The organism is Amycolatopsis sp. NPDC004772 (assembly GCF_053601215.1).
Genome location: NZ_JBSGBK010000034.1, coordinates 1 through 23186 on the forward strand (window position 1 = coordinate 1; position 23186 = coordinate 23186).

Sequence of the window (23186 nt, forward strand, 5' to 3'; positions counted from 1 at the left end):
TGTGGTGTGTTGTTTTGGCTCTCCCCACCCCCCAACACCCCCCCCCCCACCCCGCACCGAGCAAGACGGGGCATCCATGGCAGAGAAACACCGCGTCCGGTTCGAGCCGGTCGGGATCGAGATCGACGTCGCCGAGGACACCACGATCCTGCGCGCCGCCGCCGAGCAGGGCGTGATGCTCATGCACGGCTGCAAGGAAGGGCAGTGCGCGGCCTGCAAGTCGTTCCTCCTCGACGGTGACGACGTCGAACACGACCGGTACTCGACCTTCGCGCTCCCCGACTACGAAAAGGAGGAAGGCTTCACGCTGCTGTGCCGGGCCCACGCCTACGAAGACCTGACGATCGAGCTGCTCAACTACGACGAGGAGATGATCCAGTCCGGCCTACCGATCCAGGAAGCCGAGGTCGAGGTCGTCGCCAACGATCCCGTGACGCACGACCTCCGGCACCTGGTGGTGCGGCTCGACGGCGACCTGAAGTTCTTCCCCGGGCAGTACCTGGACTTCGCGATCCCGGGCACCGAGGAGACGCGGTCGTTCTCGATGGCCAACACCTCCGCGCGCGACGGGCTCCTGGAGTTCGTCGTCAAGATCTACCCCGACGGGCTGTTCTCCCGGTTCCTGGCCGCCGAAGTCGCGGTCGGCGACCGGCTCCGGGTGACCGGCCCGTTCGGGGTGTTCACCTTGCGGGACAACCCGGGCGCGGACCTCGTCTTCGTCGGCGGCGGAGCCGGGATGGCGCCGATCCTGTCCCTGCTGCGGTCGATGGCCGAGCGCGGGATCGATCGGAAGGCCGTCTTCTACTACGGCGCCCGCCGCCGCCACGACCTCTGTTTCGAGGCCGAACTGCGGGCGCTCGAAGACAAGCTGCCGTCTTTCCGTTACGTCCCCGCGTTGTCCGAGCCGGGCGACGCCGACTGGACCGGCGAAACCGGCTTCGTCACCGACGTCCTGCGCCGCGCCGGCCTCGACCTCGCCGGTGCCGACGCCTACGTCTGCGGGCCGCCGCCGATGGTGGAGGCCGCGCTGGAGCTGCTGCCCGCGCTCGGCGTCGCGGACAAACGCGTCTTCTACGACAAGTTCACCACCACGGGCGAAGGGTAGGAAACCCATGACAGCCACCTCCGAACGCAGCGTGCCCAAGCCGGCGTTCACCGACGCCGAGGCGGGCGCGAAGGTCTTCCCGGACTCCACGGCCCGCCAGTACAACTACTTCACCCCGGCCAAGCGCAAGCAGAGCCACTACGAGGACGTCACCGTCGAGGTCCAGCCCGACCCGCGGCACTACCTGTCCCAGGGCTGGCTCTACGCCTTCGCCGACGGCCAGGGCGGCTACCCGCTGGAGTGGACCGCGCTGAAGGCGTGGGGCTCCGACCGCCCGCTGCCCGAGCGCGGCCCGGGCTCCGGCGGCAAGGGCTACGACTGGCCGGCCCACGGCTGGCACGAGTTCCGCGACCCCAACGAGGAATGGGAGCTCACGCTCTACCGGTACAACGCGAACGTCGTGCGCCAGCTGAACCAGAACATCGACGCCGCGCGCCAGGCCAAGGCGTTCGAACAGTGGAACCGCAATTGGGTCGACTTCGTCGCCAAGCACGTCGGCGCGTGGATGCACGTCGACCACGGCCTCGGCCTGTACCTGTTCGCCAACGCCAACCGCCGCGCGCCGACGAACATGCACAACAACGCGATCTCGGTGAACAGCATGCACCGGATCCGCGCGGCCCAGGACCTGGCGCTGTACAACCTGACGCTGACCGAGGAGATCGAGGGCTTCGACGGCACCGCCCACCTGTCGACGTGGAACGAAGATCCGGCGTGGCAGGGCGTGCGGGAGACCGCCGAGCAGCTGACCGGGATCTGGGACTGGGGCGAGGCGATCTTCGCCGCGAACGTCGTCTTCGAGCCCCTCGTCGGCGAATTGTTCCGCAGCAACCTGGTGCAGCAGGCCGCGCCGGCGAACGGCGACTTCGTCACCCCGACGCTGATCGGCGCCGAGGAGTTCGACTTCTCCGAACGCGACCTCCGCTACACGAAACCGCTGTTCCACCTGCTGATCAACGACAAGGAGTTCGCCGACCACAACAAGGCGCTGCTGCAGAAGTGGCTCGAGGACTGGGTGCCGAAGAGCATCGCCGCCGCCCGCGCGCTGCAGCCGCTGTGGTCGCAGCCCGACGCCAAGCCGATCCGGTTCGAGGACGGTCTCGACCGCGTGAAGAGCCGGTTCGCCGGCATCCTGTCCGAATTGGGCCTCAAGGCACCCGAGGAGCTGGGCCAGTGACCATCTTCAAAACCGCGGAAAGCCCGTTCAAGGCCGACAACACCGCGTCCAACATGTGCGGCTTCACCCTGATGAACAACCAGGTGGGCGCGATCATCGCGGAAGTGATGGGAACGAAGGACAACGTCACCATCACGCCGCTGCCTTCGATGATCCGGGTCGACGCCGTCGGCCGGATGGAGGTCGTCTACGCCGAGGTCGACGAGGCCGCCGGCGAGGAAGAAGGCTGGTTCAACGCGGCCGAGTTCGAGGAGAGCATGTCCACCCACTACGGGCGGATGATCCACGAAGACGACCGCACGATCATGTTCGCCAACCCCGAGGACGCGGCCGAATACCTCGACTTCGACCTCAAGCCCGTCAAGTAGGACCCAGCACTCGATCCGGCTCAGGAGGATCAGGAAATGTACGAGAAAGACGGCGAGAAGTATTTCGTGGTGGACGCCCACACCCACTTCTGGGACGCGAGCCCGGAGAACTGGGTCGAAGGGCAGGAGGAATACGCCAAGGGCTGGATCGAGTGCTTCCACGCCTACCAGGGGCTCGGCCCGAAGGAGACGCACTGGCCGATCGACCGGTTCCAGAAGTACTCCGAGGAACTGATGATGCACGACCTGTTCGAGGCCGGGCACGTCGACCAGGCCATCTTCCAGCCGACGAACCTGCGGCAGTGGTACAAGACGGGCTTCAACACCACCGAAGCGGACGCGGCGCTGGCCGAGAAGCACCCCGGCAAGTTCCTCGTCAACACGACCTTCGACCCGCGTGAAGGCGACGAAGGCCTGAAGGCCCTGGAAGAGCGCGTCAAGCGGTACGGCTGCAAGGGCGTCAAGCTCTACACGGCCGAGTGGCGGGGCGACTCCCGCGGCTGGAGCCTCAAGGATCCGGAAACCGCGCGCTTCCTCGAGAAGTGCGAGGAACTCGGCGTCACGAACGTCCACATCCACAAGGGACCGACGATCTGGCCCTTGGACAAGGACGCGTTCGACGTGTCCGATGTGGACCACGCGGCGACGAACTTCCAGGGCCTCAACTTCATCGTCGAGCACGTCGGCCTGCCGCGCATCGAGGACTTCTGCTTCATGGCCACCCAGGAGCGGAACGTCTACGCGGGGCTGGCCGTCGTGGTCGGCGGCCTGATGCACGCCCGCCCGAAGTTCTTCGCCAAGGTCATGGGCGAGCTGATGTTCTGGCTCGGGGAGGACAAGCTGATCTTCGGCGCGGACTACGCCATCTGGGAACCGAAGTGGCAGGTCGAGGGCTTCGTCGACTGGAACATGCCGTCCGACGAAGAGCTGTCGGACTTCCCGCCGCTGACCGTCGACCAGAAGAAGAAGATCCTCGGGCTGAACGCGGCCCGCCTCTACGGCATCGACGTGCCGGAAGAGCTTCGGTTGCGGGATCCGGAGAAGGTCGAGCCCGTCGGCGTGCCGAACTCATGACCACGCTGGTGACCGGCGCCCGCGCCGCCGTGTGGGCGGCGCTGGGCACCGTCCGGGATCCCGAACTGGACGAACCCCTCACCGACCTCGGGTTCGTGGCCCGCTGCGAGGTGAGCGACGCGGGCCACGCCGTCGTCCGGCTGCGGCTGCCGACGTACTTCTGCGCGCCGAACTTCGCGTTCCTCATGGTCGCGGACGCCTACGACGCCGTGGCCGGGGTGCCGGGCCTGACCGGGCTCGACATCCGGCTCGACGACCACTTCGCGTCCGACGTCATCAACCGCGGGGTCGCGGCCCGGCAGGGGTTCGTCGCGTCCTTCGACGGCGAGGCCGTCGACGAGCTCGACACGCTGCGGTACGACTTCGTCCGCAAGGCCGTCCTGGCGGGCACCGACCGCGTCTGCCGGTCCCTCGGCCGGGACCCGGCGGCGCTGACCCTCGGCGACGTCCCGCCGAGCCCGGACCTCGACCGGCTGCGGGCCCGCCGCCGCGAGCTCGGCCTGCCCGCCGAGGACGGCGACCCGCTGCTGCTCGACCCGGCGACCGGGCGAGCGGTGTCCGAGGCCGATGCGAAACGCCACCTGGCGTTCGCGCGGCTGACCCGCACGAGCATGGAGGCCAACTCGGGCGTCTGCCGCGGCATGCTGCGCGCGCGGTACGCCCTGACCGGTGAAGAGGAGGGCACGGGATGAAGGCCGTGCGGCTGCAGAAGTACCACCAGCAACCGGTGATCGAAGACGTCCCGGAGCCGCGCGCCACCGGACCCTTCGACGTCGTGGTCAAGATCGGCGGCGCCGGCGTGTGCCGCACCGACCTGCACATCATCGAGGAGCAGTGGGCCGAGAAGTCCGGCGTCGCGCTGCCCTACACGATCGGGCACGAGAACGCGGGCTGGGTGCACGAGGTCGGCCCGGCGGTGACGAACGTCGAGGTCGGGGACACCGTGATCCTGCACCCGACGCCGACCTGCGGGCTCTGCCACGCCTGCCGGGCCGGCGACGACATGCACTGCCCGAACGGGAGCTTCCCGGGCATCAGCAGCGACGGCGGGATGGCGGAGTACCTGCTGACGTCGGCGCGGGCGTGCATCAAGCTGGATCCGTCGACCCGGCCGTCCGATGTGGCGGCGCTGGCCGACGCGGGCATCACCGCCTACCACGCGGTGCGCAAGGCCGTCCCGCACCTGTACCCGGGCACCACCTGCGTCGTCAACGGCGCCGGCGGCCTCGGGCACATCGGCATCCAGTCGCTGCGCGCGCTGACGGCCGCCCGCGTGATCGTGGTCGACCGCAACGCCGACGCCCTCGACCTGGCGGCCACCCTGGGTGCCGACGAGACCGTGCTGGCCGACGGCAAGCAGGTCGAAGCCGTGCTCGACCTGACCGGCGGCAACGGCGCCGAAGTCGTCCTCGACTTCGTCGCCGAGCAGGGCGCCCAGCAGGACGCCTTCGCGATGACGCGGCGCGCCGGGTCGCACTTCGTCATCGGCTACGGCTCGAACATCGAGATCCCGACGATCGACATCATCTCCACCGAACGCAACATCATCGGCAACCTCGTGGGCACCTACAACGACCTCGTCGAGCTGATGGTCCTGGCCGAAGCCGGCAAGGTCACCCTGCACACGAAGAAGTACCCCCTGGACGCGGCGCTCGACGCGCTGGCCGACCTCGACGCCGGGCGCGTGCGCGGCCGCGCGATCCTCACCCCCTAGGAGCGGGCAGATGGCGAAGGAACTGCGGTTCGGCTCGGACGCCCGCGACCTGCTGCTGGCGGGCGTCGACAAGCTGGCCGAAGCGGTCAAGTCCACGTTGGGCCCCAAGGGCCGCAACGTGATCATCGAGAAGATCACCGGCTCGCCGGTGGTCACCAACGACGGCGTCACCATCGCCCGCGAGATCCACCTGAAGAACCAGTTCGAGAACATGGGTGCGCAACTGGTGAAGGAAGCGGCGATCAAGACCAACGACGTCGTCGGCGACGGCACCACCACGGCCACCGTGCTGGCCCAGGCGATCGTCCGCGAGGGCATGCGGGCGATCGCGAGCGGCGGCAACCCGGTGCTCGTCAAACGCGGCATCGACCACGCGGTCGGGCTGCTGGTGGCGCACCTGGAGAAGCAGGCCCACCCGGTGGTGTCCGAACAGGACTACGCGCGGGTGGCGGCGATCTCGGCCAACGACGACGACGCCGTCGGCGCGGTCATCGCCAAGGCCCTGCACACCGTCGGCGACGGCGGTGTGGTGACCGTCGAGGAGTCGCCGTCGATCGGGATGAGCGTCGAGTTCGTCGAAGGGTTCGAGTTCGACAACGGCTACCTCTCGCCGTACCTGGTCACCGACCCGGGCCGGCTGGAGGCGGTGCTCGACGACCCCTACATCCTGATGTGCGCGGAGAAGATCACCAAGGTGCAGCAGCTGATGCCGTTGCTGGACAAGGTGATGCGGGCACCCCGGCCGCTGGTGGTGATCGGCGAGACGGTCGAGGGCACGGCGCTGTCCATGCTGGTGCACAACCACATGAACGGCACGTTCCAGTCGGTCGCGGTCCGCGCGCCCGGCTTCGGCGACCGGCGGCTGCACAAGCTGGAGGACCTCGCGGCCATCGTCGGCGGCGCGGTGCTCTCGCGGCAGTCCGGGTTCACCATGGAGACGATGACCCTGGAGCACCTCGGCCGCGCCAAGCAGGTCCGGGTCACCGAGAACCGCACCACCATCGTGGGCGGCGCCGGCTCGTCGGACGCGGTCGAGTTCCGGGTCGGGCAGTTGCGGGCGGAGCTGGAGCGCGCGCAGTTCGGCGTCGACGAGGACGTCCTGACCGAGCGGATCGGTGCCCTGACCGGCAAGGTCGCGGTGGTCCGGGTCGGCGCGGCCACGCCGGCCGAGCTGAAGGAACTGCAGCACCGGGTCGAGGACGCGTTGTCGGCGACCCGGGCGGCGATGGCCGAGGGCATCGTGGCGGGCGGGGGAGCGGCGCTCCTGCACGCCGAAAAGGCCCTGGAAGGCCTCGGCTTGGACGGTGACCAGGCCATCGGCGTCGAGATCGTCCGGCGGGCCCTGGCCGAACCGGCGTTCCTCATCGCGCACAACGCGGGCCACCCGGCGCACGAGATCGTCGCGCGCACCCGGGAACTCGGTGACGACGAAGGCTTCGACGCCCTGCACGACCGCTACGGGGACATGATCGCCCTCGGCGTCGTGGACCCGCTGCGGGTGTGCCGCTCGGCCGTGCAGAACGGGGCTTCGGTGGCCGGTCTGCTGCTCACGACGAACTCGCTGATCGCCGAGGAACAGACCCCGTGGGGCGGCAGCCCGGCCCTGATGACCGAGTTCGGCCCGCTGGACGAAGGCCTGCACCAGCCGTCGCCCGACGCCAGCACGCCGCAGTCCCTCGGGATGGGCCCCTCCGTCGGCTGAGCTCTCCCGGCCCGCGGAGTGCGGAGGTCTTCCCGCCGGTGTCCTGAGCCCCCGGCGGGGAGACCTCCGGCTCAGGGAGCGAGGCCGTGGCGCGCCAGTTCGTGGCCGGCCAGCTTCGCGATGACGTCCCGGTCGCGCTCCCGCCAGCCGGTGGCCGGCTCGCCCACCGAAGCCAGGCGGTGGAGGGGCTGCGTCGTGAGGGCGCGCAGGGCCAGCAGGTCCAGCCCTTCGTCACCGAGGGCCCGCAGCCGTGCGGCCGAGGTGGCGCGGCGCGTGTAGTGCCAGCGCAGCGGCAACCACGACACCAGGAGCGTCAGCACGGGCAGGGCGATGATGACCGCCGCCAGCCACCAGGCCAGGTTCTCGACGGCCTCGATCTGCCAGTGGCCGGCGTCCGTGAGTTTCGTGCCGACGTCCGAACCACCGTGCAGGGCCTTGGCCAGGGCGTCCCCGACGAGCGGGAGGCCGTCGGCGGAGTTCGCCGCGGAGTCGAACGTGCCGCGCAGGCCGGTACCGGCGTCGACGAGCCCGTCCCCGGGTGCCCGCAGCTTCATGACCTGGTCGTACACCGACGTCCCCAGCCAGACCGCGATGACGACGAGCAGCACGGCCAGGAGGTCGCTGACGAGCTGGGCGGTCCGGCGGATCGGCCGTTCGGCGTAGAGCTGCATCGAGGACGCCTTTCGCGGTGGGGGAGCGCGGCCACGGCAACGTACCCGGGTCCCGGCCGGGCGAACCGGGCGCGGCGGCCTATGACACCCGTCATGGCATTTTCCGGTCCGGTGTGCTCTCATGGGGACTATGACCACTGTCATAGAGGTCGCGGACCGCGCGCAGGTCGCCGCGCTGATCGCGGCCTGCTCGCCGGAGAGTCTCCGGCGCCGGTTCATGATGGGCGGCCCGGCCCGGCCCGCCGAGGTTTTCCAGCGTTACGAACGGTTTTTGCTCGCCGGTGTCGCGTTGCTCGCCTTTCGCGACGGCACTCCGGCCGGGCTGCTCAACTTCGTCTCGGAGACGCCGGGGGAAGCGGAAATCGGGATCCTGGTCGCCGACGCGTGGCAGCGGCAGGGAGTCGCCAGTGCGCTGAGCCGGTGGCTGTGGGCGTGCAGGCGCTGGCCGGGCTGGACCGTGCGGGCCACCGTGCAGGCCGGGAACACCGGCGCCGAGGCGCTGCTGCTGGGTCAGGGGTTCCGGCCGATGCCGTCCTACGAGCGCGGTGAACGGGACTTCGCGCTGGTCGTGCCGGACTGGGCTACCATGACGGACGTCATGAAGGAGGCAGCCGATGACCAGGACCCCGCGCGAGCGGATGGTGCTCAGCGCCGCCCAGCTGGTGCGGATCCACGGTGTCGGGGCGACCGGCATGCGGGACGTGGTCGCCCACGCCGAAGCCCCGCGGGGGTCCCTGCAGCACTACTTCCCGGGCGGTAAGGACCAGCTGATCGCCGAAGCCGTCACCTGGGCCGGCGACTACGCCGCCCGCCGCGTGGCGCGCGTCGCGGCCAAGCTCGCCGACCCGACCCCGGGGAACCTCTTCGCGGCGATGGCCGCCCAGTGGACCGGCGAGTTCACGACGTCCGGCTTCGACGCGGGCTGCCCCCTGGTGGCGACGGTCGCGGACACGGCCGCCACCAGCGACAGCCTGCGCGAAGCGGTGGGCAAGGCGTTCGAGGGCTGGCAGCGCCCGGTCGCGGCGACCCTCGAGCAGCTGGGCGTGCCCCCGGCCCGCAGCGCGTCCCTGGCGGTGCTGATGCTCAGCGCCCTCGAGGGCGCGATCGTCCTGGCGCGGGCGCACCAGGACGTCGCGCCCCTCGAGACGGTGGTCGAGGAGCTGCGTCCGCTGCTCGACGGCGCCGTGGCCAAGCGGCGCCGCCGGGTCTAAAGGCCGCGGAAGAACTCGCGGATGTCGGTCACCAGTGCTTCGGGCGCCTGCAGGGACGCGAAGTGGCCGCCGGTGTCGTACTCGGTCCAGCGCGTGACCGTGTTGGACAGTGCGGCCAGGCCGCGGATCGCGTGGTCGCCGCGGAAGTTCACCACCGCGGTCGGGACCCCGGAGGGCGCGGGCCGCTCCCCCCAGCCGTCCTGGCCGGCCTCGAGGTAGAGACGCGCGGCCGAGCCGGCGGTGCCGGTGAGCCAGAAGATCGTCACGTTGGTCAGGAGCGCGTCCCGGCTCACCGGGGTCTGGTTCGTGGCGGTGGGATCCCAGTCGACGAACCACTCGAGGTTCCAGGCGAGCTGCCCGGCGGGGGAGTCGTTGAGGGCGTAGGCGAGGGTCTGCGGCCGGGTGGCCATCTGGGTGGCGTAGCCGGAGTGGGGGTACCACCAGGCTTCGTTCTCCCGCGCCCGCTTCCGGTCCTCTTCGGACAATCGGTCGAGGTCCCCGGGAGCGGTCGGCACCCCGGCATTGGCGACGGCGTTGAGGTGCACGCCCAGCACGGCATCAGGAGCGACGCGGCCGAGTTCGGGCGAGACGATGCTGCCGAAGTCGCCGCCGTGGGCGCCGTAGCGTTCGTAGCCGAGCCGCTGCATCAGCTCGGCCCACGCTTTCGCGACGCGGTGGGTGTTCCAGCCGCGTTCGGTGGTGGGGCCGGAGAAGGCGAACCCGGGCACCGATGGTGCGACGACGTGGAAGGCGTCCTTCGGGTCACCGCCGTGGGCCTTCGGGTCGGTGAGGGGGCCGAGGACGTCCCGGAAGTCGGCGATGGTGCTGGGCCAGCCGTGGGTGATGATCAGCGGAGTCGCGTCGGGTTCGGGGGAGCGGGCGTGGACGAAGTGGACGTTCTGGCCGTCGAGGGTGGTGGTGAACTGGGGGTACCGGTTGAGGCTTGCTTCCTGGGCCCGCCAGTCGAAGCCGTGCTGCCAGTAGCCGACGAGGTCGGCCAGGTAGGCCTGGCTGACGCCGTAGTCCCAGCCGGCGTCGGGGAGCTCGCCCGGCCAGCGGGTCTTGGCCAGGCGGTGGTGGAGCTCGTCGAGGTCTTGCTGGGGGATGTCGATGTGGAAGGGATCCATGGGGGCGACGGTCTCTTGGATATAGGACAGGTGATGTCCGCTGCCTTCTGTGCTTCCCGCCGGCCCGAACGCCGGATTGTTCAACGGCCGCTGAGGGCGGCTGCTTGCCTTGGGGCGTCATTGTTGTTCAGGTGTGCATGCCGCCTTCGATGCGGATTTCCGTGCACGTGATGAACTTTCCGTCGTCCGAGGCGGAGCGTGGTGGCCCGGCCGATGCCGGAACCGGCGCCCGGTGGCCAGGACCCGGCGATCGCGCAGGCGTTCCATGGCGATCACCGTAGCCAAGTTCTCAGAGCGCGGGCACCCTCTCGGACTCCGGCGGCGGGCCCGGCGGGGTCCCGTCGCCGAACGGGCGGCCGCCGAGCTCCTCGCGGCCGTGCGGGGTGAGCCAACCGGAGCTGTCCGGGCCGAGCGGGACGATCCCCGTCGGGTTCACGTTCTGGTGCACCACGTAGTAGTGCTCCTTGATCTGGGCGAAGTCGATCGTGTCGCCGAAGCCCGGCGTCTGGAACAGGTCGCGCGTGTATGCCCACAGCACCGGCAGCTCGGTCAGCTTCTGCCGGTTGCACTTGAAGTGACCGTGGTACACCGCGTCGAACCGCACCAGCGTGGTGAACAGCCGGACGTCGGCCTCGGTGATCGTGTCGCCCACCAGGTACCGCCGGCCCGCCAGGCGGTCCGACAACCAGTCGAGCCGGGCGAACAGTTTCCGGTACGAGTGGTCGTACGCCTCCTGGGACCGGGCGAAGCCGCACTGGTACACCGCGTTGTTGACGTCGGTGAACACCTTCTGCGCCACGTCGTCGATCTCGTCGCGCAGCTTCTCCGGGTACAGCTCCGGTGCGCCGTCGCGGTGATACGCCGTCCACTCCGTGGACATGTCCAGCGTCATCTGCGCGAAGTCGTTGGTGACGACCTGGCCGCTCGGGACGTCGACGAACGCGGGCACCGTGATGCCGCGCGGGTAGTCCGGGTCGCGCTTGAAGAACGCCTCCTGCAGGCGCTCGATGCCGAGGACCGGGTCGCGGCCCCCGGGGTCCAGGTCGAAGCTCCAGCTGCGCTCGTCGTGGACCGGGCCCGCGATGCCCATCGACAGGACCGGCTCGAGCCCGAGCAGGCGCCGGACGATCACCGCGCGGTTCGCCCACGGGCAGGCCCGCGCCACCACCAGCCGGTAGCGGCCCGGCTCGACCGGCCAGCCGTCGCGGCCGTCGGCCGTGATGCGGTCCGGGAGGTAGTTCTGGTCGCGCTTGTACTCGCCCTTGTCGCTCATCGGCGTCCTCAGCAGTCGTCGGTCGGGGGAGCGGTGTCCAGTGCCGCGGCCAGCCGGGCCAGCACCGGCCCGGCCGTGCGGATGTCCTCGGTGCTCAGGTGGTCGAACACCGCGGCCCGCACGCGGGCGAGGTGGCTCGGGTAGGCCGCCTCCAGTCTGGCCAATCCGGCCTCGGTCAGCACGGCGTTGGACGCGCGGCCGTCCTCGGCGCAGCGGCGCTTCTCGACCAGGCCGCGGCGGGTGAGGTCGTCGACGACCCGGCTGATCCGGCTCAGCGACAGCCCGGTGGTGGCGGCCAGGCCGGAGATGCGGAGCAGGTGGTCCGGCGCTTCGGACAGCGCGACCAGCACGCCGTAGTCGGTGATCGCCAAGCCCGTCTCGGGCAGGAACTGGTCCTCGAGCGCGCGCGGCAGCGCCGTCATGATGCGCATCAGCGGCCGCCAGAAGGCGGCTTCGTCGAGGTCGAGAGCGGACAGTTCACCCATGCGGGCAACACTACCGAAAGCTTGCTTGCGCAACCAGCCAAAGTGAGTACAGTGTCGTTGAACCCTCAATCACCTGGGGGCGCCACCACGAGGAGAGAAGAACAGCGATGACCAGCGCGACCACCTACCCCCAGCTGACCGGCGAATACACCCTCGACGCCGCCCACTCGCGGATCGGGTTCGTCGCCCGGCACGCGATGGTGACCAAGGTGCGCGGCAGCTTCAACGAGTTCACCGGCGCCGCGACCATCGACGGCGACGCGCCGGAGAAGTCGAGCGTCCAGGTGACCATCCAGGCCCACAGCATCGACACCCGCAACGCCGACCGCGACGGGCACCTGAAGAGCAACGACTTCCTGTCGATGGACGAGTACCCGCAGATCACCTTCACCTCGACCGAGATCAAGCAGACCGGCGAGACCAGCTTCGACGTCACCGGCGACCTGACGATCAAGGACGTCACCCGTTCGGTCACCGTCCCGTTCGAGTTCGAGGGCTCGGCGAAGGACCCGTTCGGCAACGACCGGATCGGCTTCGAGGGCTCCACCTCGATCAGCCGCAAGGACTACGGCATCACCTGGAACGCCGCGCTGGAGACCGGTGGCGTGCTGGTGAGCGACAAGGTCACGCTGGAGTTCGAGATCTCCGCGATCAAGTCCGCCTGACTTCCGGGAGCGGGAACCGGGCTCACCGGTTCCCGCTCGCCCGCAGGTTCCCGATGCCGACGTCGAGCGCCGCTTCGAGGTGGTCGATGCGGCCGGTCGACAGCATCACCACGACCCCGCCCTGGATGCCCGCCAGCAGGGCGGCCGCCGCGCGTGGGGCGTCCAGGTCCGCGCCGACCTCGCCGGCCCGCTGCAGGTGGCGGATGCCCGCCTCGATCTCGTCCTGCCAGCGCCGCAGCAGTTCGGTGACCACGGCCTGCGCGCCCGGGGTCGCGCGGCCGAGCTGGGAGATCAGGACGTTGAGCGGGCAGTGCTGCCCGCGGCTGTCGTAGTGCGAGACGACGGTGTCCCGCCAGCGCTGCCACCCCGCCCACGACGTCAGCCGGCCCAGCTGCGGCTGCTGGACGGCCAGGACCTGGTCCGCTTCGAAGCGGGCCACCGCCAGCAGGAGCTCTTCCTTGCCGTCCGGGAAGTAGTGGAACAACTGGCTCTTGCTCGTCCCCGTCCGCGCCCGGACGTCGTCCAGCGTCGTGACGGCGACACCGCGCTCGCGGATCTCGGCCGCGGCGCCCTCGACGATCCGCTGCCGCGTCGCCGCGCCCTTCGGGGTCAGCTTTGGACTCACAGGTCCACTTTAATTCGCTGGCGGCGGCCGGGAGAATCCCGGGTATGGCCACCGTCACGCCGTTCGCCGTCCTGGCGCTGATCGGCGCCGTCTCCGGCTCGGTGACGGCGTGGCTGCTCCTGCGCCGGGACCGGCCCGCCGAGGTGCTGACCCCGTCGGCGCCGCCGGAGCCGGTCCCCGACGAGGTCGCCGCCCTGCTGCTGGCCGACGAGCACACCGTCCGGCTGGCCGAGCTGGCCTCCTTCGCCGAGCAGGCCGACGCCGACCCCGAGCGGCGCCAGGAGTGCGTCCACGCCATCACCGCCCGGCTCGACGACGACTGGCCGGACCCGGTCGCGTGGCAGGCGGAGCTGTGGCAGCTCCTGCGGCCCCACCTGCGGCGCGCGTCCCCGCGGTTCTGGCCCGGGATGGACCTCGACCTCGACCACCTGGTGCTCCACGCGGTGGACCTGCGCGGCTGCGAAGTCCGCAGGGCGAGCTTCGTGGAGACGTCCTTCGCCGGTCCCGTCGATTTCACGGGCGCGACAGCCGCCGAATACGACTTCACCGGAGCCCACGTCCGGATCGACGCCGGCGTCGTCCGGATCTGGCCGCCGGGCTGGGCACCGGGCGAGCCCGAGCCGCAGCCGTGGGTCGAGCTGCGGGAGCGGTGACTATTCCCGGATCGGCAGGTCCGCCCCGTCGCGGAGGAACACCGGGATCCGGTCCGCCGGGGCCGGCGCCTCGACCCATTCGCCGCCGTCGTGGCGGGTGCCGGCCACCGCGTCCGTCCAGGTCGCTCCGGCGGGCAGGTACACCCGCCGCGAGGTGACGCCCGGCTCGAGCACCGGGGCCACCAGCACGTCCGGGCCGAGGAGGAACTGGTCGTCGACGTCCCAGGCGGCGCGGTCCGCCGGGAAGTCGACGAACACCGGCCGCATCGGGGGGATGCCCTGCTCGTGGGCCACCCGCATCTGCTCCATCAGGTACGGCCGCAGCCGCTCCCGCAGGCGCAGCGACGCCGTGATCGACTCGTACGCCGCTTCACCGAAGGACCAGACCTCGTTGGGACCGCCGGTCATCTCCGGCCCGAACCCCGGGCGCGGGTCGCGGTAGCCGTGCAGCCGGAACAGCGGGCAGAACACGCCGTACTGGAACCAGCGCACCATCAGCTCGCGGTACTCCGGCGAGTCGGGGTCACCGCCGTGGAAGCCGCCGATGTCCGTTGTCCACCAGGGGATTCCCGCCAGCGCCACGTTCAGCCCGGCCCGGACCTGCGTGCGCAGCGACGGCCACGTCGCCCCGATGTCACCCGACCAGAGCGCCGCCCCGAAGCGCTGGCTGCCCGCCCACGCCGACCGGGACAGCAGTACCACTTCGTCGTCGCCTTCGGCGCGGATGCCGTCGTGGAACGTCTGCGCGTTCGCCTGCGGGTAGAGGTTGAACACCTCCGCGCCCGGGCCGGCGTGGAAGCCCAGGTTGTGCGGGTGGCCGGGCTGGATCTCCGGCTCGTCGCCGTCCAGCCACCACGCGCGCACGCCCAGGTCGTAGTAGTTCTCCTTGACCTTGCTCCAGACGAACCGCCGCGCCTCCGGGTTGGTCGCGTCGTAGAACGCCACCGGCATCTCGACGCCGAACCCCTTGTCCTTCCAGGGCGCGTGCGCCGGGACGCCGCTCTCGGCGGCCACCAGCAAACCCTGCTCGTGCAGCTCCTGGTAGTTCTCCGAGAGCGGGCTGACCGACGGCCACACCGAGACCATCAGCTTGACGCCGAGGTCCGCCAGCTCACGCACCAGCCCGGCCGGGTCCGGCCACTCCGCGGTGTCGAACTTCCAGTCGCCGAGGTGCGTCCAGTGGAAGAAGTCCGCCACGATCACCGACAGCGGCAGCCCCCGCGCGTGGTACTCGCGCGCGACCGACAGGAGCTCCTCCTGCGTGCGGTAGCGCAGTTTCGACTGCCAGAACCCGGCCGCCCACTCGGGCAGCATGGGCGCGTGGCCGGTCGCGTCGGCGTAGTGGCTCAGGATCTGCCGCGGGCCGTCGCCGGTGGTGATCCAGTAGTCGAGCTGACGCGCGTCGTCGGCGACCCAGCGGGTACCGTTCTCCGCCAGCTCGACCCGGCCGACGGCGGGGCTGTTCCAGAGGAACCCGTAGCCGCGGCTGGACAGCAGGAACGGCACCGACACCTCGGCGTTGCGTTGCACCAGGTCGAGCACGAGGCCCTTCTGGTCGAGCCGGCCGTGCGTGTGCTGCCCGAGGCCGAACAGCCGCTCGCCCTCGTAGGCGCTGAACCGCTGTTCGAGCCGGCCGTAGCCGTTGCGCGAGGGCATGAACAGCCGCGCGCCGGGCCACCAGAAGTGCGCGCGCTGCTCGGACAGCAGCTCCTCGCCGGTGTCCGTGCGGACGAACTTCAGCTGCGCGTCGATCCCGGTGTCGGTGTCGGCGATCTCGACGATCGCGGTGAGCGGGCCGTTGACGACCCGGCCGGTGCGTCCCTCGGCGGACGCGGTCGCCGCCGACGGCTTGGCGGGCAGCAGCGCGCCCGGGACGTCTTCGGCGATGCGGTGCCGTCCGGCCCGCACGCGCAGGCTGCCCTCGCCCCACGGCTCGATGCGCAGCACCTCGTGCCGCACGCTGACTTCGAGCGAGCGGCCGTCTTCGGTCGTGGTGATCACGCGGGTCTCCTTGGAAGAGGTCAATCTTTGACGGCGCCGCTGGTCAGCCCGGCGACGACGTAGCGCTGGGCGACGACCAGCAGGACGGCCGCGGGGATCGCGGCGAGGACGGCGGTGGCCATGATCCCGTTCCAGTCGGCGGACTGGTTGCCGACGAACCGGTAGATGCCCACGGTGATGGGCTCGAACGACTGCCCGGTGGTCAAGGTGACCGCGAACAGGAAGTCCGCCCAGGCGAACAGGAACGAGAACAACCCGGCGGTGACCAGCGCGTTGCGGCTGACCGGCAGGATGATCGAGGAGAACGTGCGCCAGTACCCGGCACCGTCCACCCGGGACGCTTCGGTGAGCTCCTTCGGCACGGAGATCATGAACGCCCGCAGCAGGAGGATGGCGAACGGGATGGTCGCGGTGGAGTCGGCGAGGACCAGCCCGAGGTAGTTGTCGATCAGGCCGAGGTTGCTGAACACCGTGTAGAGCGCGTTGGCCATCACGATGCCCGGGATCATCTGCACGATGAGCAGCACGAACACCAGCGCCGGCCCGCCGCGCACCTTCAGCTGGGCCAGCGCGTACGACGCCGGTGCCGCCACCAGCAGCGACACGACCACCGTGCCGAGCGCGACCACGACGCTGGAGAGCAGGTTGGGCCCCTGCGTCGAGACGGCCTTGCGGTAGCCGTCCAGGGTGCCGCCGACGGGGAAGAACGCCGGGTCGGGGCGCAGCAGCGCGCCGCTGGGCTGCAGGGAGGCGTTGACCATCCAGTACAGCGGAAACAGCAGCGCCGCGACGATCAGCACACCGAGCACGGTCCGCGGCCAGTTCGCCGTCTTCATGCCGCCTCCGCCAGGGTCGCCTTGGCCGAGCGCAGGTACAGCAACCCGAAGACGGTCGCCACCACGATGAGGACGTTGCCGACCGCCGCGCCCTGCCCGAACGCGAAGTCCTGAAAGGACAGCCGGTACGACCACGTGGTCAGCGTCTGCGTCGCGTTGGCCGGCCCGCCGCCGGTGACGACCATGATCACGTCGAACACCTTGATCGTGTAGACCAGGCCGAGCATGAGCACGATCCCGGTGACCGGCCGCAGCAGCGGCCAGGTGACGTGCCGGAACCGCGCCCAGGCCCCGGCGCCGTCCAGCTCCGCGGCTTCGTAGAGCGACGCCGGGATGGCGCGCAGGCCGCCGTGCAGGATCACCAGGTTGAACGGGATGCCGATCCAGATGTTGGTGAGGATCACCGCCGGCAGCGCCCAGTTCGTGCTGCTCAGCCACGGCACCGCGGCGAAGCCGAGGAACCGCAGGCCGGCGTTGAGCACGCCGTGGTCCTGGTCGAACATCCACCGCCAGACCGCGCCGCTGACCACCAGGGGCAGCAGCCACGGCAGCAGGAGCAGCGACCGCAGCAGCGCGCTGCCGAGGAAGCGGCCGTTGAAGAACACCGCGAGCGCCAGGCCGATGCCGAACTGGAAGACGAGCGACCCGGCGGTGAACAGCACCGTGTTGAGCGCCGCCGTCGAGAACAGCGGGTTGTTCAGCACGGCGGAGTAGTTCGCGATGCCGACAAAGGGCGCTTCGCCGGTGTAGAACGACTTCACCGTGTAGTTCTGGGTGCTCATCACCAGGTTCGCGACCAGGGGGTAGCCGAAGAACACGATGATGTAGGCCAGGGCGGGCAGCAGGAACGCCCACGCGGCGAACCGGTTGTCCCGGCGGGACCTCCGGTTCGCGCGGGGTGCCGCCGAGACCGTCGGGGCGGCGGCGAGCGTCACGAGCCGCTCGCCTGCTGGGCGGCCTTGAGGGCCTGGTCGACCGGAGTCTTGCCGGTCAGTGCCGCCTGGAGCGCGTCGGCCAGGGCCTGCGAGACCTTCGGGTACTTCTCGCCGAGCTCCGCGGTGCGGGAGCGGGCGGTGCCGACCTCGTCGACGAACGCCTGCATCGCGGGCTGGTCCTTGCCGAACTTCTCCGCGACGGCCGTCTTCGACGGGATGTAGGCGTGCGCCTTGCTCCACTCGACCATCGTCGGCTCGGACAGGATGCAGGAGAGCACCTTGCCCGCGGCCTGCTGGGCGGGCCCGCCGGTCACCGGGATGGTGCCGACCTCGCCGCCGAGGGCGACCACCGGTTTGCCGCCGGCCTGCGGCACCGGAATCGGCACCACGCCGTAGTGCAGGGACTTCTGCTCGTCGAGGCGGGCGATGTTCCACGACCCGTTGATCATCATCGCCGCGTTGCCGCCGACGAACTGGTCGGCGACGTCGTTCTGGTTCCAGGTCACCACGGACTTCGACGCCGCACCCGAGTTCACCAGGTCGGTGACGTACTGCAGTGCCTGGGCCGCCTTGGGGGAGTCCAATTGGGACAGTTCGGCGCCGTTGCTCCAGAAGAACGGGAGGAACTGCCAGGTGCCTTCTTCGGACGGGATGGCGGAGAAGGCGAGGCCGTACTTGCCGTCCTTGGTCAGCTTCGCCGCGGCGGCCTTCAGCTCGTCCCACGTCTTCGGCGGCTCGACCCCGGCGGCCTGCAGGAGGTCCTTGTTGTAGATCAGCGCGAGGCCGTTGACGCCGGGCGCGACCCCGTACACCTTGCCCTGGTAGGTCCCGGCCTTGACGATGCTGTCGTAATAGCCGTCGGTGCTGATGCCGTAGTCGCTCAGCGGGGTCAGCGCGCCGGTGGCGGCGACCTGCTGGAGCGTCGGGTTGTCGGTGAAGAGCAGGTTCGGCAGCGTCTTCGAGCTGGCGCTCTGCAGCACCTTCGGCAGCATCTGGTTGGTCGGCACCTTCTGGCGCTCGATCTTGATCCCGGTCTGCCCGGCGCAGGCGTCGAGGATCTTCTGCCACGCGGCGGAACCCTGCTCGTCGGCGTAGTAGTCGAGCTCGGTGATCGACGTGGCGGCCGGGGCGTCGGCGCCGCCGGGCGCGGCCGGGGCCGTCGGGCTGGGGCTGCAGGCGGCCAGCAGCACGGCACTCGTGGCGCACACGGAGAGGACGAGGGCGCGACGGACTACGGGCATGGTGATTCTCCTTCGGCAGCGGAGCAGAACCGGGGGTCAGGCGCGGGGCGCGGCGGTGCTTTCGCGCCGGGTGAGGCGGGGCCCGAGCAGCCGGACCTCCGGGGTGGTGTGGCCGGCGAGCCGGCGCATGGTCATTTCGACGGCCTGGGTGCCGACCTCCTCGGCCGGGATGGCCACGTTGGTCAGCGCGACGGCGTGCTGCTCGGCCATGCTGTCCGGGCAGACGGCGATGACCGAGATGTCCTCGGGCACCCGCAGGCCGCGGTGGCGCAGGTCCGACAGCAGCCCGGGCAGCACGGCCTCGTTGTGCACGACCAGGCCGGTCAGGCCGGGATCGGCGGCGAGCAGCTCGTCGAGGCAGGCGCTCACCGCTTCGTAGGAGTGGGCGCACGCGTGGGAGGCCGCGCGCACGTCCCGGCTCTTCGTGGCTTCGTCGAAGCCGCGCAGGAACCGCGTCGCGTAGCTCGTACCGCGCCGGTAGACCGCCGGGGACGGGCCGATCAGCGCGATCGAGCGGTGGCCGAGGTCGGCCAGGTGGGCGACGCAGGCCGAGGCGGCCGCGGTGAAGTCGAGGTCGACGCAGCTCAGCCCGGCCGGGTGGTCGGGCACGCCGATGAGCACCACCGGCAGGTCGAGAGCCAGCAGCATCGGCACCCGCGGGTCGGCGGTTTCGACGTCCATCACCATCAGCGCGTCGGCGATCGCCGAGGACGCCACCCGCTGCAGCGCGGCGGGCCCCTCGTCCTTGGTGAGCAGCAGCAGGTCGTGGTCGTGCGCGCGGGCCGCGGTGACCGCCGACGCGACGAACTCCATCACGACGGCGACGTTGAGGTCCGTGCGCAGCGGGACCACCAGCGCGAGCACGTTGGTCTTGCTGCTGGCCAGTGCCCGGGCCCCGGCGTGCGGGTGGTAGCCGAGCTTGCGGATGCTGTCTTCGACCAGCCGCCGGGTCTTCGGCGAGATCGAGCGTTTGCCGCTGATCACGTACGACACCGTGCTGGGGGCGACCCCGGCCGCGTTGGCGACGTCGTTGATCGTGACCACGGGCGGCCTCCTGAAGGCGGGGAGGGGGGCGGGCGTTGTGTCGAAGCGCATCGACGATGGCACGAAGGTAAGTGACACCCGCCGGAAACACAAGCATCATTAACCGTTTGCCGGTATTCGATGGTTATTCGACAACAGAGGTGTTCGTCGAAATCGTCGAAGGTCCCTGTTGAACGTTCTTTTTGCAGCTCAGTGCCACGATCAAGCCGTCCTCACAAGAGACCTGGGAGCGTTCCCAGGAAGTCTTGACCTTCTGCTCACGCGGCTGTAATAGTCGTCGGGTTCCCCGCCGTTCGACGCGAATGTTCCGCGCCGCGCCGTCGAAACGATTCGACGAATCGGAGGCCGTCCGTGCGCTTGTCCCTCTTCCGCCGTGCCCTCGTCCCGGCGGTGGCCGCGACCCTGCTGCTGGCTTCGTCGCCGGCGCTCGCGGCGCCGCCACCCCCGTTCCGCGATCCGTCCCGGCCCCTGGCCACCCGGATCGACGACCTGCTGTCCCGGCTGACGGCGGACGAGAAGATCTCGCTGCTGCACCAGTACCAGCCGGCCATCCCGCGGCTCGGCATCGGCGTCTTCAAGACCGGCACCGAAGCCCTGCACGGTGTCGCCTGGTCGACCGACTACGACAACTCCGGTGCCGTCGTCAAAGCCGACGGCACGGTGTTCCCGCAGGCCATCGGCCTGGCCACCACTTGGGACCCGGCGCTGGTGAAGCAGGTGGGCGCGGCCGTCGGGCAGGAGGCGCGCGGCTTCAACGCCCGCAACCCGACGCTGTGGGGCCTCAACCTGTGGGCCCCGGTGGTGAACCTGCTGCGCGACCCGCGGTGGGGCCGCAACGAAGAGGGCTACTCCGAAGACCCGTACCTGACCGGCGAATTCGCGAAGGCCTACGGCCACGGCATGCAGGGTGACGACCCGCGCTACCTGCAGGCCGCGCCGACGCTCAAGCACTTCCTGGCCTACAACAACGAGGTCAACCGCGACACGACGAGTTCGTCGGTGCCGCCGAAGATCCTGCACGACTACGACGAGCAGGCGTTCAAGATCCCGCTGGAGGCGGGCGCGGCCAACGCCGTGATGCCGTCGTACAACCTGGTCAACGGGCGGCCCAACCACGTCAGCCCGGATCTCGACGGCAAGCTGCGGAAGTGGGCGCCGGACGACATCGCCGTGGTCAGCGACGCCGGCGCACCGTCCAACCTGGTCAACTCCGAGAAGTACTACGCCACCAAGGCCGAAGGCGACGCGGCGGCGATCAAGGCGGGGCTCGACAGCTTCACCGACAACGACACCGACGGCTCGATCACCGTCGCCGCGGTCAAGGAAGCGCTCGCCAAGGGCTTCCTGACCATGGCCGACGTCGAGAACGCCGACCGCCACCTGCTGTCGCTGCGGTTCCGGCTCGGCGAGTTCGACCCGCCGGGCCGCAACCCGTACGCGAAGATCACCCCGGCCGTCATCGGCTCGCCGGAGCACCAGGCGCTGGCGCGCAAGGCCGCCGACGCGCAGATGGTGCTGCTGCGCAACAACGGCGGCGCGCTGCCGCTGAACGCCGCGAAGAACAAAAAGGTCGCGGTCGTCGGCCCGCTTTCGAACACGCTGTACGAAGACTGGTACGCCGGCGCGATGCAGTACAAGGTCACGCCGCTGCAGGGCATCAAGGAACGGCTCGGCTCGGCGGGCACGGTCGCGTCGTCCGAAGGCGTGGACCGGATCGCGCTGAAGGACCTCGGCACCGGCCGGTACCTGACGGCCCCCGCGACCACCGGGAAGATCACCGCCGGCGGCACGGTGGCGGGCACCGCCGAGTCCTTCGACGTCTACGACTGGGGCGCGGGCAAGAACACGCTGCGCGCGGCCGCGAACGGCAAGTTCCTGAGCTACTCCGGCGGCGCGCTGGTGAACGACGTCGACCAGCCGGCCGGCTGGTTCGTGCAGCAGCAGCTGAAGCTCGACGCCCAGCCCGACGGCAGCTACGTGCTCGAGTACGCGGGCAACGAGGTCAACGAACCGTGGTTCGGCCCGAACAAGTTCGCCGTGGTCGGCGCGGACGGCGTCCTGACGATCTCCTCGCCGGACGCCGCGCACGCCACCAAGTTCGGCCGGGACGTGCTGAGCAGCGGGGTCGGCAGCGCGGTCGCCGCGGCCAAGGACGCGGACACCGCGGTCGTGGTGGTCGGCAGCATGCCGTTCATCAACGGCCGCGAAGCCAACGACCGCACGAGCACCGAGCTCGCCCCGGCGCAGCGCGCGCTGATCGAGGCGGTGCAGAAGGCGAACCCGCACACGGTCGTCGTGGTGGAAAACAGCTACCCGACGACCGGCTGGGACACCTTGCCGGTACCCGGCATCCTGTGGACCAGCCACGCGGGGCAGGAAACCGGGCACGCGGTCGCCGACGTCCTCTTCGGCGACACCGACCCGAGCGGGCGGCTGACGCAGACCTGGTACGCCTCCGACGCCGGGCTGCCGAGCATCCTGGACTACGACATCGCCAAGACCGGGATGACTTACCAGTACTACCGCGGGAAGCCGCTGTTCCCGTTCGGCTACGGGCTGAGCTACACCAGTTTCCGCTACGACAACGTCCGCGCGTTCCAGGCCGGCGGCCAGGTCCGGGTGAGCGTCGACGTGACGAACACCGGCGCCCGCCGCGGGTCCGACGTCGTCCAGCTCTACTCGAAGAACTCCGGTGTGCAGCGGTTGCGGGACTTCTCGAAGCTGACCCTGGCCCCGAAGGAGACCCGCACGGTGCGGTTCGACGTGCCGGTGGCGGACCTGGCGTCGTGGGACGTCGCCCGCGACCGGTCCGTCGTGGCGGCGGGGGTGTACGAGTTCTCGGTGGGCCGCAACGCTTCCGAACTCTCGGCACCGCAGCCGGTCTACGTGGCGGGGGAGCGGCCCCAGCCGCGCGACCTGAGCCGGCCGACCCAGGCCCAGAACTTCGACGACTACTCCGGCACGGCGTTGACGGACACGTCGAAGGTTTCGGGGACGTCGGTCACCACCGCGGCCGGCAGCTGGGTGGCGTACCGCAACGTGGCGCTGAACGGCCCGGGGCGCTTCTCGGCCTCGGTGTCCGCGACGGCGGCGTCGAAGGTCACGGTCCGCCTGGACTCACCGACCGGCCGCGTGCTGGGCACCGTCCCGGTGTCGTCGACGGGTGACCGGTACGCGTACACGACGGTGACGGCGGTGCTGGCCAAGGCGAGCGGCCGGCACGACGTGTACCTGACCTTCGACGGCCCGGTGAACCTGGCGACGTTCTCGCTGCGGTGA

Annotated in this window: 22 protein-coding genes; 12 read left to right on the forward strand and 10 right to left on the reverse strand. The window is 70.3% G+C overall.

From position 1 onward, the window contains the following. The first annotated feature begins 76 nt into the window (after positions 1-76). Genes ACWEF6_RS21395 through groL form a run of 7 tightly spaced genes read left to right on the forward strand, consistent with a single transcriptional unit; the run spans position 77 to position 7140 of the window. Positions 77-1105, forward strand: coding sequence for an FAD-binding oxidoreductase (locus ACWEF6_RS21395; protein WP_449684561.1), 1029 nt, complete (start codon positions 77-79; stop codon positions 1103-1105). Between the two features lie 7 nt (positions 1106-1112). Beyond that, complete coding sequence (locus ACWEF6_RS21400) at positions 1113-2282, forward strand: ferritin family protein (RefSeq protein ID WP_310975743.1); 1170 nt, start codon at positions 1113-1115, stop codon at positions 2280-2282. Then, a complete protein-coding gene (gene mimD, locus ACWEF6_RS21405) occupies positions 2279-2650 on the forward strand; it encodes a propane 2-monooxygenase effector subunit MimD (RefSeq protein ID WP_449684562.1) in 372 nt (123 codons plus the stop codon). The genes ACWEF6_RS21400 and mimD overlap by 4 nt, the downstream gene beginning before the upstream one ends. A gap of 36 nt (positions 2651-2686) precedes the next feature. After that, positions 2687-3724, forward strand: coding sequence for an amidohydrolase family protein (locus tag ACWEF6_RS21410; protein ID WP_449684563.1), 1038 nt, complete (start codon positions 2687-2689; stop codon positions 3722-3724). Beyond that, positions 3721-4416 (forward strand): iron-sulfur cluster assembly protein, encoded by a 696-nt coding sequence (locus ACWEF6_RS21415; protein WP_449684564.1) that lies wholly within the window; start codon positions 3721-3723, stop codon positions 4414-4416. Before ACWEF6_RS21410 ends, ACWEF6_RS21415 begins: the two co-directional genes overlap by 4 nt. After that, a complete protein-coding gene (locus tag ACWEF6_RS21420; RefSeq protein WP_449684565.1) occupies positions 4413-5438 on the forward strand; it encodes an NAD(P)-dependent alcohol dehydrogenase in 1026 nt (341 codons plus the stop codon). The genes ACWEF6_RS21415 and ACWEF6_RS21420 overlap by 4 nt, the downstream gene beginning before the upstream one ends. A 10-nt stretch (positions 5439-5448) precedes the next feature. Continuing rightward, positions 5449-7140 (forward strand): chaperonin GroEL, encoded by a 1692-nt coding sequence (groL, locus tag ACWEF6_RS21425; protein ID WP_449684566.1) that lies wholly within the window; start codon positions 5449-5451, stop codon positions 7138-7140. Positions 7141-7211: 71 nt separating this feature from the next. Here groL and ACWEF6_RS21430 read toward each other — a convergent pair whose 3' ends face one another. Further along, the gene (locus tag ACWEF6_RS21430; RefSeq protein WP_449684567.1) at positions 7212-7811 is read right to left on the reverse strand and encodes a hypothetical protein; all 600 of its coding nucleotides are present in this window, start codon (positions 7809-7811) and stop codon (positions 7212-7214) included. Between the two features lie 220 nt (positions 7812-8031). Between ACWEF6_RS21430 and ACWEF6_RS21435 the strand changes: the two genes are divergently transcribed. Both ACWEF6_RS21435 and ACWEF6_RS21440 read left to right on the forward strand, forming a co-directional pair. Further along, positions 8032-8571 (forward strand): N-acetyltransferase family protein, encoded by a 540-nt coding sequence (locus ACWEF6_RS21435; RefSeq protein WP_449684622.1) that lies wholly within the window; start codon positions 8032-8034, stop codon positions 8569-8571. Further along, a complete protein-coding gene (locus ACWEF6_RS21440) occupies positions 8474-9022 on the forward strand; it encodes an LmrA/YxaF family transcription factor (RefSeq protein ID WP_449684623.1) in 549 nt (182 codons plus the stop codon). The genes ACWEF6_RS21435 and ACWEF6_RS21440 overlap by 98 nt, the downstream gene beginning before the upstream one ends. Here the strand turns inward: ACWEF6_RS21440 and ACWEF6_RS21445 are convergent. The 3 genes from ACWEF6_RS21445 to ACWEF6_RS21455 form a co-directional block, all read right to left on the reverse strand. Further along, positions 9019-10149 (reverse strand): epoxide hydrolase family protein, encoded by a 1131-nt coding sequence (locus tag ACWEF6_RS21445; protein ID WP_449684568.1) that lies wholly within the window; start codon positions 10147-10149, stop codon positions 9019-9021. The two genes, ACWEF6_RS21440 and ACWEF6_RS21445, sit on opposite strands and share 4 nt — an antisense overlap. Positions 10150-10438: 289 nt before the next feature. Further along, positions 10439-11422 carry a glutathione S-transferase family protein gene (locus ACWEF6_RS21450; RefSeq protein ID WP_449684569.1) on the reverse strand — a complete coding sequence of 328 codons (984 nt, stop codon included), beginning with the start codon at positions 11420-11422 and terminating at the stop codon, positions 10439-10441. An 8-nt stretch (positions 11423-11430) separates the two neighbouring features. Then, on the reverse strand, positions 11431-11907 hold the full coding sequence (locus tag ACWEF6_RS21455) for a MarR family winged helix-turn-helix transcriptional regulator (protein ID WP_449684570.1): 477 nt from the start codon (positions 11905-11907) through the stop codon (positions 11431-11433). Between the two features lie 107 nt (positions 11908-12014). Between ACWEF6_RS21455 and ACWEF6_RS21460 the strand changes: the two genes are divergently transcribed. Then, entirely contained in the window at positions 12015-12572 is a 558-nt protein-coding gene (locus tag ACWEF6_RS21460; RefSeq protein WP_449684571.1) for a YceI family protein, read from the forward strand. A 22-nt stretch (positions 12573-12594) separates the two neighbouring features. Here ACWEF6_RS21460 and ACWEF6_RS21465 read toward each other — a convergent pair whose 3' ends face one another. Further along, positions 12595-13197 (reverse strand): TetR/AcrR family transcriptional regulator, encoded by a 603-nt coding sequence (locus ACWEF6_RS21465; RefSeq protein ID WP_449684572.1) that lies wholly within the window; start codon positions 13195-13197, stop codon positions 12595-12597. Positions 13198-13241: 44 nt separating this feature from the next. Between ACWEF6_RS21465 and ACWEF6_RS21470 the strand changes: the two genes are divergently transcribed. Next, positions 13242-13850: a hypothetical protein gene (locus tag ACWEF6_RS21470; protein ID WP_449684573.1), complete on the forward strand. Its 609-nt coding sequence runs from the start codon at positions 13242-13244 to the stop codon at positions 13848-13850. Here the strand turns inward: ACWEF6_RS21470 and ACWEF6_RS21475 are convergent, their stop codons facing one another. Genes ACWEF6_RS21475 through ACWEF6_RS21495 form a run of 5 tightly spaced genes read right to left on the reverse strand, consistent with a single transcriptional unit; the run spans position 13851 to position 19907 of the window. Then, positions 13851-15851, reverse strand: a complete 2001-nt coding sequence (locus ACWEF6_RS21475; RefSeq protein ID WP_449684574.1) for a glycoside hydrolase family 31 protein — start codon at positions 15849-15851, stop codon at positions 13851-13853. Between the two features lie 20 nt (positions 15852-15871). After that, complete coding sequence (locus tag ACWEF6_RS21480; protein WP_449684575.1) at positions 15872-16687, reverse strand: carbohydrate ABC transporter permease; 816 nt, start codon at positions 16685-16687, stop codon at positions 15872-15874. Beyond that, on the reverse strand, positions 16684-17622 hold the full coding sequence (locus ACWEF6_RS21485) for a carbohydrate ABC transporter permease (RefSeq protein WP_449684576.1): 939 nt from the start codon (positions 17620-17622) through the stop codon (positions 16684-16686). Before ACWEF6_RS21485 ends, ACWEF6_RS21480 begins: the two co-directional genes overlap by 4 nt. Then, a complete protein-coding gene (locus tag ACWEF6_RS21490) occupies positions 17619-18863 on the reverse strand; it encodes a sugar ABC transporter substrate-binding protein (RefSeq protein ID WP_449684577.1) in 1245 nt (414 codons plus the stop codon). Before ACWEF6_RS21490 ends, ACWEF6_RS21485 begins: the two co-directional genes overlap by 4 nt. Before the next feature lie 36 nt (positions 18864-18899). Next, positions 18900-19907 (reverse strand): LacI family DNA-binding transcriptional regulator, encoded by a 1008-nt coding sequence (locus tag ACWEF6_RS21495; RefSeq protein ID WP_310976287.1) that lies wholly within the window; start codon positions 19905-19907, stop codon positions 18900-18902. A 351-nt stretch (positions 19908-20258) separates the two neighbouring features. On the opposite strand from ACWEF6_RS21495, the gene ACWEF6_RS21500 reads away from it, so the two are divergent. Then, the gene (locus ACWEF6_RS21500; RefSeq protein ID WP_449684578.1) at positions 20259-23186 is read left to right on the forward strand and encodes a glycoside hydrolase family 3 C-terminal domain-containing protein; all 2928 of its coding nucleotides are present in this window, start codon (positions 20259-20261) and stop codon (positions 23184-23186) included.

What these genes read in the sequence shown, in the direction of transcription:
- ACWEF6_RS21395 (WP_449684561.1), top strand. Translation starts at nt 77, where the DNA reads ATGGCAGAGAAACACCGCGTCCGGTTCGAGCCGGTCGGGATCGAGATC.
- ACWEF6_RS21400 (WP_310975743.1), top strand. Translation starts at nt 1,113, where the DNA reads ATGACAGCCACCTCCGAACGCAGCGTGCCCAAGCCGGCGTTCACCGAC.
- ACWEF6_RS21410 (WP_449684563.1), top strand. Translation starts at nt 2,687, where the DNA reads ATGTACGAGAAAGACGGCGAGAAGTATTTCGTGGTGGACGCCCACACC.
- ACWEF6_RS21415 (WP_449684564.1), top strand. Translation starts at nt 3,721, where the DNA reads ATGACCACGCTGGTGACCGGCGCCCGCGCCGCCGTGTGGGCGGCGCTG.
- ACWEF6_RS21420 (WP_449684565.1), top strand. Translation starts at nt 4,413, where the DNA reads ATGAAGGCCGTGCGGCTGCAGAAGTACCACCAGCAACCGGTGATCGAA.
- groL (WP_449684566.1), top strand. Translation starts at nt 5,449, where the DNA reads ATGGCGAAGGAACTGCGGTTCGGCTCGGACGCCCGCGACCTGCTGCTG.
- ACWEF6_RS21430 (WP_449684567.1), bottom strand. Translation starts at nt 7,811, where the DNA reads ATGCAGCTCTACGCCGAACGGCCGATCCGCCGGACCGCCCAGCTCGTC.
- ACWEF6_RS21435 (WP_449684622.1), top strand. Translation starts at nt 8,032, where the DNA reads ATGGGCGGCCCGGCCCGGCCCGCCGAGGTTTTCCAGCGTTACGAACGG.
- ACWEF6_RS21445 (WP_449684568.1), bottom strand. Translation starts at nt 10,149, where the DNA reads ATGGATCCCTTCCACATCGACATCCCCCAGCAAGACCTCGACGAGCTC.
- ACWEF6_RS21450 (WP_449684569.1), bottom strand. Translation starts at nt 11,422, where the DNA reads ATGAGCGACAAGGGCGAGTACAAGCGCGACCAGAACTACCTCCCGGAC.
- ACWEF6_RS21455 (WP_449684570.1), bottom strand. Translation starts at nt 11,907, where the DNA reads ATGGGTGAACTGTCCGCTCTCGACCTCGACGAAGCCGCCTTCTGGCGG.
- ACWEF6_RS21460 (WP_449684571.1), top strand. Translation starts at nt 12,015, where the DNA reads ATGACCAGCGCGACCACCTACCCCCAGCTGACCGGCGAATACACCCTC.
- ACWEF6_RS21470 (WP_449684573.1), top strand. Translation starts at nt 13,242, where the DNA reads ATGGCCACCGTCACGCCGTTCGCCGTCCTGGCGCTGATCGGCGCCGTC.
- ACWEF6_RS21480 (WP_449684575.1), bottom strand. Translation starts at nt 16,687, where the DNA reads ATGAAGACGGCGAACTGGCCGCGGACCGTGCTCGGTGTGCTGATCGTC.
- ACWEF6_RS21490 (WP_449684577.1), bottom strand. Translation starts at nt 18,863, where the DNA reads ATGCCCGTAGTCCGTCGCGCCCTCGTCCTCTCCGTGTGCGCCACGAGT.